Source organism: Romboutsia sedimentorum (assembly GCF_030131845.1).
GTDB classification, from domain to species: domain Bacteria; phylum Bacillota; class Clostridia; order Peptostreptococcales; family Peptostreptococcaceae; genus Romboutsia_D; species Romboutsia_D sedimentorum.
This window is the reverse complement of sequence record NZ_JASKYM010000004.1, coordinates 173,287-188,536: the sequence shown is the minus strand read 5'-3', so window position 1 is coordinate 188,536 and position 15,250 is coordinate 173,287. Positions and strand designations below refer to the sequence as shown.

The 15,250-nt window shown below is 25.5% G+C and carries 14 protein-coding genes; all 14 read left to right on the top strand.

From position 1 onward, the window contains the following. Positions 1-68 precede the first annotated feature (68 nt). The 14 genes from QOZ84_RS10295 (at position 69) to QOZ84_RS10230 (ending at position 14,827) form a co-directional block, all read left to right on the top strand. A complete protein-coding gene (locus QOZ84_RS10295; protein ID WP_284132876.1) occupies positions 69-770 on the top strand; it encodes a ferric reductase-like transmembrane domain-containing protein in 702 nt (233 codons plus the stop codon). A 247-nt stretch (positions 771-1,017) separates the two neighbouring features. After that, positions 1,018-1,335, top strand: coding sequence for a hypothetical protein (locus QOZ84_RS10290; protein ID WP_284132875.1), 318 nt, complete (start codon positions 1,018-1,020; stop codon positions 1,333-1,335). A 25-nt stretch (positions 1,336-1,360) separates the two neighbouring features. Then, the gene (locus QOZ84_RS10285) at positions 1,361-1,885 is read left to right on the top strand and encodes a DUF2815 family protein (protein ID WP_284132874.1); all 525 of its coding nucleotides are present in this window, start codon (positions 1,361-1,363) and stop codon (positions 1,883-1,885) included. After that, positions 1,882-3,795: a DNA polymerase gene (locus tag QOZ84_RS10280; RefSeq protein ID WP_284132873.1), complete on the top strand. Its 1,914-nt coding sequence runs from the start codon at positions 1,882-1,884 to the stop codon at positions 3,793-3,795. The genes QOZ84_RS10285 and QOZ84_RS10280 overlap by 4 nt, the downstream gene beginning before the upstream one ends. Positions 3,796-3,871: 76 nt before the next feature. After that, the gene (locus QOZ84_RS10275; protein ID WP_284132872.1) at positions 3,872-4,090 is read left to right on the top strand and encodes a hypothetical protein; all 219 of its coding nucleotides are present in this window, start codon (positions 3,872-3,874) and stop codon (positions 4,088-4,090) included. A 76-nt stretch (positions 4,091-4,166) separates the two neighbouring features. Beyond that, positions 4,167-5,690 carry a virulence-associated E family protein gene (locus tag QOZ84_RS10270; protein WP_284132871.1) on the top strand — a complete coding sequence of 508 codons (1,524 nt, stop codon included), beginning with the start codon at positions 4,167-4,169 and terminating at the stop codon, positions 5,688-5,690. Between the two features lie 679 nt (positions 5,691-6,369). Beyond that, positions 6,370-7,212 (top strand): DUF5677 domain-containing protein, encoded by an 843-nt coding sequence (locus QOZ84_RS10265; protein WP_284132870.1) that lies wholly within the window; start codon positions 6,370-6,372, stop codon positions 7,210-7,212. A gap of 66 nt (positions 7,213-7,278) precedes the next feature. Next, the gene (locus QOZ84_RS10260; protein ID WP_284132869.1) at positions 7,279-7,509 is read left to right on the top strand and encodes an NUMOD4 domain-containing protein; all 231 of its coding nucleotides are present in this window, start codon (positions 7,279-7,281) and stop codon (positions 7,507-7,509) included. Then, entirely contained in the window at positions 7,476-8,492 is a 1,017-nt protein-coding gene (locus QOZ84_RS10255) for an HNH endonuclease (protein WP_284132868.1), read from the top strand. Before QOZ84_RS10260 ends, QOZ84_RS10255 begins: the two co-directional genes overlap by 34 nt. Positions 8,493-8,779: 287 nt before the next feature. Continuing rightward, the gene (locus tag QOZ84_RS10250) at positions 8,780-10,483 is read left to right on the top strand and encodes a hypothetical protein (RefSeq protein WP_284132867.1); all 1,704 of its coding nucleotides are present in this window, start codon (positions 8,780-8,782) and stop codon (positions 10,481-10,483) included. Further along, positions 10,483-11,013, top strand: coding sequence for an ABC-three component system middle component 1 (locus tag QOZ84_RS10245; protein ID WP_284132866.1), 531 nt, complete (start codon positions 10,483-10,485; stop codon positions 11,011-11,013). The genes QOZ84_RS10250 and QOZ84_RS10245 overlap by 1 nt, the downstream gene beginning before the upstream one ends. Continuing rightward, the gene (locus QOZ84_RS10240) at positions 11,003-13,693 is read left to right on the top strand and encodes an AAA family ATPase (protein ID WP_284132865.1); all 2,691 of its coding nucleotides are present in this window, start codon (positions 11,003-11,005) and stop codon (positions 13,691-13,693) included. The genes QOZ84_RS10245 and QOZ84_RS10240 overlap by 11 nt, the downstream gene beginning before the upstream one ends. Before the next feature lie 343 nt (positions 13,694-14,036). Next, the gene (locus tag QOZ84_RS10235; RefSeq protein ID WP_284132864.1) at positions 14,037-14,312 is read left to right on the top strand and encodes a hypothetical protein; all 276 of its coding nucleotides are present in this window, start codon (positions 14,037-14,039) and stop codon (positions 14,310-14,312) included. A 134-nt stretch (positions 14,313-14,446) separates the two neighbouring features. Next, entirely contained in the window at positions 14,447-14,827 is a 381-nt protein-coding gene (locus tag QOZ84_RS10230) for a hypothetical protein (protein ID WP_284132863.1), read from the top strand. Positions 14,828-15,250: the final 423 nt, after the last annotated feature.

Below are 15,250 nucleotides of genomic sequence, written 5' to 3'. Positions count from 1 at the left end.
TTAATGGAATACAATAAAAATGAAATTCATTATCAATAAAAAATAAATAGATTGAAAGGAGACTTATAATGAGATTAGTATATTCATTATTATTCGTAGTTGCATTTGCACTACTTTTTACATCAAGTATAAAAAAGCATTCTAAATTTTATTACTCTATAGCTACAGCAATAGCTGGTATAACTATAGCTTATGAAATTTATAAGTTAATAACAGACACAAAGTTGCAAGGATTTATAGGGGCACTTGAAAAAGCCTTTATGAAAGGTAATGTTTCAATAGGATTTTTAATACTAGTGATGTTTGCAGGAGCATTATATCCTAAATGGAAAATAACAAAGAAATTATTAAGCATAAGAGCAGAAGCGGCCATATTATCATGCATTCTTTTAATTCCACATTGTGTTATGTATTTTGTTGGTTTTATTATGCATATAGACCAAATATTATCATACAAGCCTTTACCAATACTTTATATATCATACGTAATTATAGGATTAATAGCATTTATAATAATGATACCACTGTTCATAACATCATTTAAAAAAGTTAGAGCTAAGATGACAAATAAAGAATGGAAAAAGCTACAAAGATGGGCTTATCCATTTTACTTCTTAACTTACGTACATATAGTAATTGCGCTTCTTAATGATGATAAGGTTGATATGATGAAGTTAGGTATATACACAGTACTTTTTGTAGGGTACTTTATATTAAAATTAATAAAAATTTCGAATTCAAAGAAAAAGAAGCATATAGGAGCAATGTAGAAGATAGAATAAATAACATGTATTTAGAATTAGATAAGCTAAATAAAAAAATAATGTGAAAAGATATAAACTTTCAGACTATGATTACTAAATCATAGTCTTTTTTTAGTTTAAAAAATAAAAATTATAAAATAAAAAAGAACGTATGTTTCTAAAAAGATGTTGACTTATCGAACGTTAAATAATATCATTATAGTAAACGAAGCACTAATAAAAACTTAAAAAATATATAAAAGGGGGAAGTAATATGGAAATAAAAATAGATATAAACTTAAATCTACAAAATATAAATCAGATAATAGATAAGCTCTCAGGTCTAATCAACAAAAACATACCAAACACATCAATAGAGGATAAATCTGATTTTAAATCTTTAAATAATAAAAGCATAGAAAATCTAAGTATTGATGATATAAGAAATAAAATATCAAGTTTATCTCAAATAGGAAAAGTATCAAAAGCAAAAGAAATACTATCAAAATACAACGCTACTAAAGTATCACAGATAAACAATCAAGACTATGAAAAAATATACAATGAGCTAAACTACGAATTAAGTAACTAATCTAAATAAAGTCAAAGGGGAGAATATGAAAGTTATAACAGGAAAAATTAGAATGAACTATACAAACTTATTTACACCAAAGAAGTTAGAAGAAAGCGACGAACTAAGATACTCACTATCAATACTAATACCAAAACATGATATAGAAACAATAGAAAAGATTAATGAATCAATATTTAATGCAAAGCAAAAAGGATTAACTATATGGAAAGAAGTATCAGATGAAATAAAAACACCTCTAAGGGATGGGGATTTAGAAAAAGGTGATAATCAAATATACAAAAATCACTACTTCTTAAATGCAACTAGCAAATATAAACCAGGAATAGTTGATAAATCATTAAATGAAGTAAAAAACCAATCAGAAATTTATGCAGGATGCTATGGAAGAGTTAGTATAAACTTCTATCCGTTTTATAAAAATGGTATATGTGGAATAGGATGCGGTATAAACAATGTACAAAAGATAAGTGATGGGGACTTAATAATAACAAACTCAAGACCAGAAGATGATTTTAGCATAATATTAGATGAGGATATATTATCATGATAATGAGTATAGATATAGAAACTAAAAGTAGTATAGGCCTTACCAAATGTGGGGTATATGCTTATAGTGAGGACAAAGACTTTGAAATACTACTTCTTGCCTATGCGTTTGATGATGAAGAAGTAAGTGTAGTAGACTTAGCAAATAATCATCCATTATCGAGTAGCATAAAGGATGCTATTTTAAACCCAAACATAATAAAATATGCTTTTAATGCAAACTTTGAAAGAGTATGTTTAAGTAAATATCTTAATACTAAATTAGAAATAAAAAGCTTTAGATGTAGTCAAGCTATGGCACTTAGACTTGGACTAGCACATGGGCTACAAAATGTAGGTGAAATACTAGATTTAGAAATTAAAAAAGATAAAGTAGGCAAATCATTAATAAAATATTTTAACACTAATAAGCCAAGTGATGACTTAGTTAAATGGGAACAATTTAAAAACTACTGCAAAACGGACGTTATAGTAGAAAGAGATATAAGAAAAAAGCTAGATAAATATGAAATAACAAACTTTGAAAAACAACTATATACACTAGACCAAAAGATAAATGATAGAGGAGTTTTTATAGATACTGATTTAATAGACAAAGCAATAGATCTAAATTTATATAACGAAAAAATATTAAAAGATAAACTAAAAGATTTAACCAATATAGATAATATAAAAAGCCCAGCCCAAGTAAAAAAGTATCTAAAAGATAAACATGATATACAACTAAATAGCTTATCTAAAGAAAATGTAGAAAAACTCATAAAATCAAGCACAAACCAACAACTAAAAGAAATACTAATCCTAAGACAATCATTAAACAAAACATCCATAAAAAAATATGAAGCTATGAAAAGAACTATAACAAAAGACAAAACCATAAAAGGATTGTTCCAATACTATGGAGCAAACAAAACGGGAAGATGGTCAGGTAGACTTGTTCAAGTTCAAAATCTACCACAAACAAATTTAAGTAATATTGATTTACCAAGAAATATACTAAAGCAATATAAAACAGAAGATGCACATGAATTATTGGAAATATTATATGATAACACAGGAAATATACTTTCAAATCTTATAAGGACATCATTTGTACCAAAACAAAATAAAAAGCTAATAATATCAGACTTTAGTGCAATAGAAGCAAGGGTACTAGCATATATTGCAAATGAAAAATGGAGAATCAACGTATTTAACTCACATGGGAAAATCTATGAAGCTAGTGCAGCTAAAATGTTTAAAGTAGATATAGACAAAATAACTAAAGATAGCCCACTAAGGCAAAAAGGTAAAATAGCAGAACTAGCACTTGGATATCAAGGAAGTGTAAATGCACTTTTGTCTATGGGTGCAGACAAGATGGGACTAAGCAATATAGAAATGCAAAACTTAGTTAGAAACTTTAGAAGTTCTAATACTAATATAGTGAACTTTTGGAAAAATATAGACATGGTAAGTATAAACGCCATAAAGCATAAAAAGAACATAAAACTAGGTTTTGTAGAATTTATATATGACCCAGACTATTTGTTTATAAAATTGCCATCAAATAGATCTCTTGCATATTACAAACCACAAATAGAAATAGATAAAAACTTCAATAAGGAAATAATCACATATAAAAGTATAAATCAAACAACAAAGAAATTTGAAAAAAACTACACTTACGGGGGTAAGCTCACAGAAAATATAGTACAAGCAATAGCACGGGATATATTAGCCACAAAAATGCTAGAACTAGACGAAAAAGGCTTTGACATAATAATGCACATACACGATGAAGTTGTACTAGAAGTTGATGAAAGTGTAAATATAGAGGATATAGATGAAATAATGGAGAGGGAAATACCATACCTAAAAGGACTTAATTTAAAAGCAGATACACAAATAAGTTATTATTACAAGAAATAAAATCAAATTCTAAAAGGTTTTCCCGGGGAATAAAACAAAATATTAAGAAAATTTAAAAATAAAACGGGGGATAAGGATGCTAAATATAGCAATTTGTAAAAATAGGAAAGATAAAGTATATAAAAATCAGGAAATATCATTTGAAAATCTTATAGAAAAACTAAAAACAACAACATATACAAAAGAAACTTATAAAGAATACTTAAATCTCCCAAAAGAACACCAAGATAATATAAAAGATGTAGAATTTAGATTTATACATATAAAGAAGGCTCATCTTATGGAGGACTTATAGTATATGAAGATTGTTTGTTTGCATACTCACATCATAGCACTGATCCTTGTTGTAATAAATTATGTAATGCTTTGACTTGGTTAAAAATCATAAATTTAAAGAATTAGAAGAAGAAAAAGCCTTTGAAAATATGGTAGAGATAGTATCAAAAGATACAAACGTCATAAAAACCTTAGGAGAGGAAAGCCTTAAAATTGCTGTATCTGAATTTAGCATACCTGAGAATGAATCTAAAAACACTGTTACAGATGTTGATAAACAAAACGAAACGAATATATGGGTAACAAAACTTGAAGTAAATAAAAAAGGGATATATACAAGCACTATAGATAACATAGTTTTGATAATGGAAAATGATGAAAACTTAAAAGGAAAAATAGCTTTAAATGAGTTCTCTCACCAAATAGTCATAAAAAAGAACTTACCTTGGAGGATAATTAAAAATCAACAATCTGGAGATAGTTGGTGTGATAATGACGATAGTAATCTTAGACACTATATAGAAAGAGTATATAAGATAAAATCTCAACAAGCTGTATATGATGGCATAAGTGTAGTAGCTAATAAAAACTCATATCACCCTATAAAAGAATATCTAAAATCTGTAAAATGGGACGGTATAAAAAGAGTTGATAATCTATTTGTAGATTATTTAGGAGCTAAAAAAAGTAAATACACAACAGCAGTAACTAGAAAAATTTTAGTAGCTGCTGTTAGTCGTATATTTAATCCAGGAGTTAAATTTGATAATATGGTTGTATTTGTAGGAAAGCAAGGACTTGGAAAAAGTCACTTTCTTGATTTGATAGGTAAGGACTGGTACTCAGACTCTATAAATACCGTAGTAGGAAAAGAAGCTTATGAACAATTGCAAGAAGCGTGGATAGTTGAGATGGCAGAACTATCAGCAACTAAAAAAGCAGAAGCAGAAAGTGTAAAACACTTCATATCTAAAAGAGAAGATGTGTATAGAGTTGCTTATGGAAGACGAGTTGAAAAGTTTAAAAGACAATGCGTGTTCTTTGGTACTACTAATGACGATGAGTTTTTAAAAGATAAAACAGGTAATAGAAGGTTTTGGCCTGTCAAAATCGGAGTAAATAAGATAGAAAAATCTATATTTAAAATGCTAAATGATTATGAAATAGATAATATATGGGCAGAAGTTGTTAAAATTTATAAAAATGGAGAAAGTTTGATACTTGATGAACAAGAAGCTAGTATGGCTATTAGATGCCAAGAACAACATCTAGAGGTAAGTCCTAAGGAAGGTATGATTAGGGAGTACTTGGAGATGTTACTTCCACATGGTTGGGATAAGATGGACATTGCTGCTAGGAGGATGTATGTTCAAGGCGGAGAATTTACTTCTTTTGAAGAATGTAGTATAAAGAGGGAGAGAGTTTGTGCTATGGAGATTTGGGTTGAACTGTTTAGTGGTGATGCTAAGGCGCTTACTCCTTTTAGTGCTCGTGAGATTAATGATATTTTGAGAAATGTTGAAGGATGGAAACCTTATGACAAGGGTACTGGGAAGCTTAGATTTGATAGTATTTATGGATATCAAAGGGCTTTTGTAGTAAGTGAGGTAAAAAAGTGATGTATATAGTTAGGTAAAGTATGTCTATTTAGAATTTAAATATGTCTTTATAGTGTAGAGAAATGTGTTTTAAGGATATATGTGTTTGAGATGAATTAAGTTGGTTGATGTGAAAGATTTAAAAAGTATGTCTATATGTTTTTTTAGAAACTATTAGACATATGTATAGGCACACCTATGGATATGCATGAAATTTAGATTTATCAATGTGTTGGGTAGTGTGATGTCTTATATGTCTTTTGGATTTATATTAAATAGATATTTGAAAGTAGTTTATAAAAATACTATATAGGTGTGTGGATATATGTGATAAGGAGTGAGTTTGATGGGGAGATTTTAGGGAGTTGGCTGGAAGGTTTGGGATTAGTGAGATGCAGGTGAAGAATGTTGCGAAATTTAATTCCAATTAATGGAAATGAATTACTTGTGTAGAATTGATAAGAATGATATCATATTATGTAGAAAAGAAATGTTTTATAATATGCAAGGATGAGAAAAACAAAACTGTATAAGTGAAATATATTAGTATGAGATAGATATGAAAGTGGATATAATCAAGGAATATTTTAGGCAGGGGTTCGACTCGTTTAGTCTCCAACATTGAAATCCACTAAAAACACATTGATAATTTTGTCAATGTGTTTTTTTATATTAAATAACATTATAAGGGAGAATTAGTATGAAGGAACAATATACAAGAGATATGGATAAATTGATATCTAAATTCATTAGAATATCTAAAAAATTCATTGACACTTCTGCATTTAGTTATGGAATCGCGGACTTAATCATATATAATAAAGTTACAAATAAATTTACATATGATTATGAATACTTTGCATTAACAAAAAGTACAAAAACATTAGAATCTATAAGGCAACTTATACGTATAGAAAAATTTGAGGATTCAATTATATTAACAAGGAGTATATTTGAGAATTACCTTAGTTGTAGGTACTTAAATCAAAATGAGAACAAAATAAAAGAATTTATATTTAATCCTTTAGGTTTAGCATTGGCTTATTACAACTTAGACAATAAAGGGAATGTATTTAATAGAAATAAAGAAAAAATAGGAACTATTGAGAATCCAACTAAATTTAGATTAGGAAAAGATAGAAATTATTATTATAAATATTATGATTTTTTATCTAGATTTACGCATTGTAATTTTGGAGTTATGGATTGTTACTATGATATTGAAAAACCAAATGGTATGTTTTACTATGATAAAATTAATTATGATATTCATTCGAGGCTATTTATAATATTTACATTCACTAAACTGTTTGAACATATAGTAACTGTTGAAGGTGAGGAGTTTAAAGATATAGCAACAGAAAAGCAATGTTATGCTTTAGTAGAAGAGTCTTTAAAATTTCAAGAAGAGATATTTACATATTTAATAGACCATCATTGTGATTCTAAAGAAATTTATAAATTTTCAGATAAGAGAATGAAAGAAATGCTAAAAGAGATGAGAAAATCTTTAAAAGAGGAATTAGGTAATATTAAAAAATAAACTATTTAATAAAATAAAATAAAAAATATAAAGTTAAAGAATTAGTATACTCAATAAGGGGTAATTATGGAAAATGAAATATGGAAAGATGTAAAAGAATATGAAGCTGTATTGCAAGTATCTGATTTAGGTAATGCTAGGACTAAAGATAGATATGTAATTAATTCAAATGGAGTAAAAATATTTAGAAAAGGAATTAATAAAAAAGCAAAATTAACACATGGTTATTATCAAATTCAGCTAAATCAGAAAGGTAAAAATATATGTTTCATGTTGCATCGATTAATAATCGATTAATAGCAGAAACATTTATTGAAAACCCTAATAAATTACCATTAGTAAATCATATAGATGGGAATAAATTAAATAATAAAATAGCAAATTTAGAATGGACAACTTATTCAGATAATGTTAAACATGCATATGAAGAAAATCTTAATACAGAGTGGAAGAACAGACGAAAGCCAGTTAATCAATTCTCATTAGAAAAGAAATTTATTGCTGAATTTGAAAGTGCAAGAGATGCATCAAGAAAAACAGGAGTAAGATTATCAGGTATAGTTAATGTTTGTAATAAAGTTCATAAGTCAGCAGGTGGATTCTATTGGAAATGGTTATATTCAGAGGATATAATAAAAAGAAACAATAGTCAGTATAATCTAGATGATTTAGACAATGAAGAATGGAAATATATAAATGATACTAATGAAATGTATGTGATAAGTAATATGGGAAGATTAAAAAGTATAAGATGGAATAAATTACTCAAACCATCATTAGATAAAAAAAGTGGATATATGAAGTGTGGAATTAAATGCACTGATAAAAAAAGATATTTTTTAATGCATAGATTGGTTTCAATTCATTTTATTGATAATCCAAATAATTATAGAATTGTAAATCATAAAAATGGTGATAAAATTGATAATAGAGTTTTAAACTTGGAATGGGTTAATGATAGTCAGAATCAGAAACATCAACACAATAAATTAAATTTATATGCTAGAAATAAAAGTGCCGATAAGAGTAAAAAAAGCGTGATTATTTTTAATAAAGAAGGTCAATTGTTAGAGAATTTTAGCTCTACAGTAGAAGCTAGTCTATACTTAAATGTTTATAGAACATATGTAGCAAATCATTGTATAGGATTAAATTCTAAAAGTGTAAAAGGATATGTATTATGTTATGAACAAGATTATGAAAATAATTTGAAATATATAGATATAGATGAATGGTATGAATGGAAAAAAAATAAATATTTACAACATAGACATAAATAGTGGGTATGATTGTTGCGAATCATCTCCGCCATTCAAATCCATGAAAATGTATTGATTGAAAAATCAATACATTTTTTATTTTAATCACTAGAATATATAATAATGAACCGTACCACAAGTAACGGAGCACGGTTTTGAAGAGAAATAATATATATGTATGACCATGAATACCTTATTTTTTATAATTTATTTTGAATTATAAGAAAAAATAATAAAATAAGACAATAAATAACATTGTATATATAATAAATATAGGATTAGTTTTAGAAAGGGGTCAAATTATAAATATGGAAGAGCAAATTTTAAACGTATTTAGTTATGATAAAGAATATATGGATTCAGATAATTATGTAGAAAGAGAGAAATTTATAAGTGATAAATTAGATAATAAGAGTAATGAAGAAATAACAACACTATTAAATGATACAATAAAAAATTTGATAGATACGCCTGTAAGTGAAAGGGGAGGGCTTGTAGCTATAACAGGATTTTATTATCAAATGCTAGCAGTAATAGATTATTTTATACAGATGAAGCAAGGCAAGTGGAATTGTGTGGCGGTAGAATTACATGATGATATTGTTGCTGTTAAAGATAATAATATAAGATTTATACAAGTAAAAACTAGTAATAATTTGATTTGTCAAATATCAAAGAGTCCAGCATCTAGTATATACCTTAGAACTAAAAAAGGTTTAAAATTGAAACATAATATTAAAGAGATACAAGTTAGGGTAAGTAATAACTGGATTGATAAATTAATATTAAAATCTAAAAATTTCAAAAAGAAAGATGGATTTTTTACTGAATTTGAACTATTAACTAATTATATTATATCTAATAGTCCTGAAATAAAGATAGATAAATACATAGGAAGAGATAATTCTAAAAAAATAAACTCTAATGATGATATTTATAAGATTTTAAAGGAAGATTCTTATGTAACAGGTGATACTTCAAATGAGCGAATAAAAGTACAATATGAAGATATGTGTGGTGAAAGTTTAAAAGAATTATTGTCTAGATTTGCTATTGAATCTAAACAAAATTCTTTAAATAATATAGATCAATATTTAAATAGCATATGCCAAATGATAGGTACTGAAATAGGAGGGGCATATGTAAGCTATGAAGATATAAATTGGATTATAGGGGAGTTATTTGCTCGATGTAATATAAATGCAAAAAATAGAAGTCTAGTTATAACAAAAAATGAAGTTGAATCATTATTTCTAGATATACAGTCGAGAGCTATGATAGCTGCGACTCAATTGGCTGAAGAGCACGGAACGAAAAATATTGTAGAATCAGTATATGAAACAATACATAATGATTATAAGAATACTAAGCATTATAAGTTTATTGAAATGAAGATATTAGAATATAAACAATATCTTATAAATTGGATTAACAACAATGGAGGAATCAATAAAATCATAAATAGATATATAACAGGGAATGAAATTAGTAATAAACATATTGGAATGGGAAAAAGAGATAAAGAAAATATAATAGAAGAGTTAATACTTATGCCAATTATACTAATTATAGTACATAATAAAGAGATATTATACTCTAATAATAGGACATTACTTACAAAGGAAATAGATAGTTTTGAAAATAATAAAATATCTTTATTAAGAGTTGGTAAAGGACGGGTTAAATCTAAAATAGTAAATATAAAGGCAATATTAAGTGATTTAGGAGCTAATGATATATTAAAACTATCTATGGCAAAAGAATTAAATATAATATTACAAGGATATTCAGATAGTACATTTTCATCAATACAAAAATTACAAATAGACACATCACTAGATTGCAGTGAATTAATAGAAGAAGATACATCTATCAATAAGGTGTACCAAGCTATTTCCTTAATACCAGGAGGAAGTATGAGAGAGTGGTTAGAAGTACAACTTGAAGAAGATATATGGGATGAAAATGAATTAAAATCATTATGGGATGATATGATGAAGGGGGAATTATAGTGATTGTTAGAAAAATAGATAGCATACTAAGAGAAAATAAATTCAAAATAGTAGAAGAAAAAAAAATAAAGAGTTTAGATTTGATATACTATAAAAATAATCATATTAATGTATTTTTAGGGAATCAAGACTATTCTACGATTGGGTTCGAAGAAATTAATAACTTAGCATATCATTTAAGGGAAGTTTTAATTGATAGTGATATTAACTTATACAATTCATATCTTATATACTGCATAGATAATGGTGGAATCAAAGAAGAAGAAATTATTCTATTAGAGAGAAATAGTAAATATTTAAGAAAATATATTATAAGACAAATTGAAGATATGGATAGACTATTTTTTTTAAATAATGCATCTAATAAAGTAGATATTGATATAAATAAAATTCCAAAAATAAATGAAGATATGAAACAAATAATAAATAAAATGGTATATGATGAAAAAATATCAAAATTAGATTCAAAGAAAATAGACTTAATAGTAAACAATATATTAGAGAATCTAGGAGATAATTATGAAAATTAAAACTGTGAACATATTAAATTTTAAAAACTTTGAAGGAAGTCATACATTTAATCTAAATGAAAATATAAATATACTTTATGCAGAAAATGGTTTTGGGAAAAGTACTTTTTTTGATGCTTTGGAATGGTGCCTTACAGGAGAAATTAATAGATTTAATGAATATGATGAATTTAATGATGAAGATATAATAAATTATAATGTAAATGAATATATACATAATTGTTCTGTTAAAATTGAATTTTCAAATGGTTCTATAGAAAGATGTTTTAATGTAGAGAACTTAATAAAAAAAGGAAAAACACAAGTAAAAGTTAATTATAGAGATGAAAAAGGAAGAATAATTAAATTAAATGGTAAAAAAAACATAAATCATTTAATTAAAAATAAAGATTGTTTGGGTGTAAATAGTCTAACGAATATAAAGCAGACTCATATTTTATCTCAAGACCAAATTACCAACTTTATTAATTCAGAAAATCCTAAGGACAGATATCAAAGTTTATTATCTATAATGGGAATTGAAAATAAAATACTTATAGATAATCTAAAAAATATAAATAAAAAACTAAATCAGAATGTTAGTGAATTACAGGATAAAGTACTAGAATATAAAAATAAACAACAATATATTTTAGATAAAAAGAAAATTATTGATAAAGATTTATTAATTAAGAGAATAAGCAATTTAAATTTATTAGAAATAAAAGCCAAGGAAATTATAGAATTAATAAGAAAAAATGAGACTATATTTATAGAAGAAATTTATTTAGATAATAATATTAAAGATAAGCTAAAATTAGAAATTATAAAATACAAAGAACAACTATTAATGATAGATAAAATAGAAGTAAACAAGTATAAAAATATAAGAAATTTTAAAAAAGATAATGATGAAACTATAGAAAAACTTAGTGACTTGAAATATAAAATGAAAACTAGCATTTTAAATAAGTCAAAATTAGAAAAGAATATATCTGAAATATCAAAAAAAGAAAAACAATTTAAAAATATAGTTAAAATAAAAGGAGATATAAAAAGTAAAGTAAATGAAATAGAGAAGATAAAAATATCGATTGAAGATATTAAAAATTATAATATTTTAAATAAAGAATTAGAAAAAATATCGTATGCTATAAAACACAAACCAGAAATTGAAAAAAATGAAAAAATCATAAAAAAACTTATAGATGAAAAAAATAAGCTACATAAAGAAATAGAACAAATAATAGAATATCAAGATTGTGATAAGAAAATAGTTACTGATATTGAAAAAAGTTTATCTAAAAGTAGTACTAATCATTTAGTAGATATGATTGACAGTTTAGAAAAAATAAAAATATCTTTTATAAGTAAAGAGAACATTAATACTTGTCCTGTTTGTAGTTCAAATATACAAAATATTGATATTATAAATGAAATAGATAAAAATATAAATGGGTACAAAGAAATAGCATTTAAATTAGAAGGAATGTCTAAAGAATTAATATTATCGAGAGAATCACTATTAGAAAAAATAAATTTATCTAATAGGAATTTAAAACAATTAAAAAAGAAATTAAATACATATACTGATAATATTGAAGACTTGACTATAAAAATAAAAAATATAGCAGAGAGTAGATTATATGAAAAAGAATTAATTAATGCTGATATTAAAGTAATTAGATTAACTGAGGCCTACAAAAAAACTAAAATAGAAGATATAAATAAATATAAAAAGTTAAAAAAAGAGATTGAAGATTTAGAAGAGATATATAAGGAAGATTTAGAATTAATAAATGATGAAAGTGAAAATATAGGTGATATATTAGAAAAGCTTAAGTTAAATTTAGTTGATGAAAATAAAGAAATTTTAGAAATGAAAGAATTAGAAGAGAGGTTAGAGCTAACATTAAAGAGTAATAATGAAATTGTATATAGACTAGATAAATCAATATTAGATAAAAAGTTTGATAAAGATATTAATGAACTTAAAGTGGAGTTAGACGCACAAATAAAGTATCTAGAAAACAAAGTTAAAGAGATTGAAGAAATTTACATAACTTTGGAATCTTACTCATTTAACATAGATAGAGACAGAGAAATAAAAGAATTAAAAAAAGTTGAAGAATCATATAGTAAAAAGGCAAGCTTGATTATAGAAAAGTCAGAAAATATAAAATCATATATATATGATTTAAACACATACTCTAAAGAATGTATAGAAAAGTATCTAAATAATAGTGAATCACCAGTTAAAAAATACTATAACTATTTAAATCCTATGCCTAATAAACAATCTTTACATTTCAATACAAGTAATGAAGAGGAAAAGTTATTAATTGAAATAAAGTATAATGAGAAGTCTATAACTAGACTAGCTAATAAAACTTTAAGTTCAGGGCAATTAAACGTTTTAGCATTATCAATATTTTTAGCTATGAATGAACACCAAAAAATGAATGACTTGAATATGATAGCAATTGATGACCCTATACAAAATATGGACGATATAAACCAGTTTTCAGTATGTGATATTTTAGGAAGTATACAGAAACAAATGATTTTCTCAACACACGATATAGAATTTTTAAAATTATTTCTGAAAAAAAATAGTTTTAAAAAAGGAAATATAACGATTTTTAACTTTAAAAGTCCATATTTGACATCTGATAAAGTTAAAATCATTGATAATAATTAATTAAATTGAGTAAATTATAATTTAAAATAATATAAAAATGTATGAATAAAGTAGGATATTGGATGAATAGAGACTATAAAATATTGAATATATAAAACTTCATATGATATTATATAAATGATAGTACAATTTAATTTGGATTTATAGGAAGAAAGAAGATTTAATAGGCTTTTTACTTTAAACTTATAATGAAGAACGATAAAAATCAAAAAGGGATGAATATTAATTAAATAAAATACTTCAAGAACATGATGATAGTACAATGTATATTATTAAAAGAGATTATGACTCTGAAGATTGAGGTCAAAAATTAAAAATATTCATGAAATGGGAGGGAGTTATAATGAGAGTATATACAGATTTTGGACATCTAGAAGGAATAGGAGCAAGGCCATGGTTTAGTATAAGAGATAACAAATTATATACAGACTTTGGACATCCAGAAGGAATAGGAGCAAGACCATGGTTTAGTATAAGAGATAATAAATTATATACAGACTTTGGACATCCAGAAGGAATAGGAGCAAGGCCATGGTTTAGTATAAGAGATAATAAATTATATACAGACTTTGGACATCCGAAAGGAATAGGAGCAAGGCCGTGGTTTAGTATAAGATAAATTAGTATATAATCGTGGGTATCATCCCTGCGATTCGTCTCCACCATTAAAAAACACGAAAAAATATTGGCTAAATAGACAATATCTTTTCGTGGTTTTTATGTTGATGAATTTATAGAGAGGGTGGGTCTATAATGGAGACAGCAAGAAAGATTGTGGCTGTAGTTTTTAGATGTATAGATAAATTGAGTGATGATGAAATAGAAAGCCTTATAAATAGTGAATCTAAGCTTATATGTGTAAGTACAGAAAAGAAAGAGGCTATAGTTAAAAGTGTAGACAGTAATATTAAGAGAATATGTGAAAGTATAGAGAAAGTACGATTTAGAGATGAAGCTTATAAAATACTTAAAAAGCCTAATATAAGAAAAGATACTCTTATTAATATAGCTAAGTGTTTAGATGTACATATATTAAAGAGTTATACTAAAACAAAGATTATAGAATGTATTGTTGAGACTGTGGTTGGAACCAAGGTTGATAGAGAAGCTATAAGGGATATAGATATTAAATAGTTAGATTATTACAAAACTCTCTTAAATTATAGAGAATCTAGAGTATATGTAATTAGCTAAATAAGAATAAAATCAATATTTATATAGGTAAGAGGGATATAAAAAGTTATTAACGAAGAAGTAAAATACATTGGTTATTATTAGGATTCACATATTTTTTCTTATTCAATTTCAACACCGACAAAAGTATTTATAAGATAAAGACTAGCAATGTACTTTGATAAACACCATTTTGTATTAGTAAAAGGGTATCTAGTGAAAAATAGATGCTCTTTTTAGTATTCAAAAAAACATTTGTTTTAGCATACACCTTTAAAGAATCGTATTTACTCAACATATTAAATATAAATTTTATGATATAATTACAATGGAAATTTTTACATATTAGCTGTAAAGCATTACTAAAATTTAAAGGGGAATATT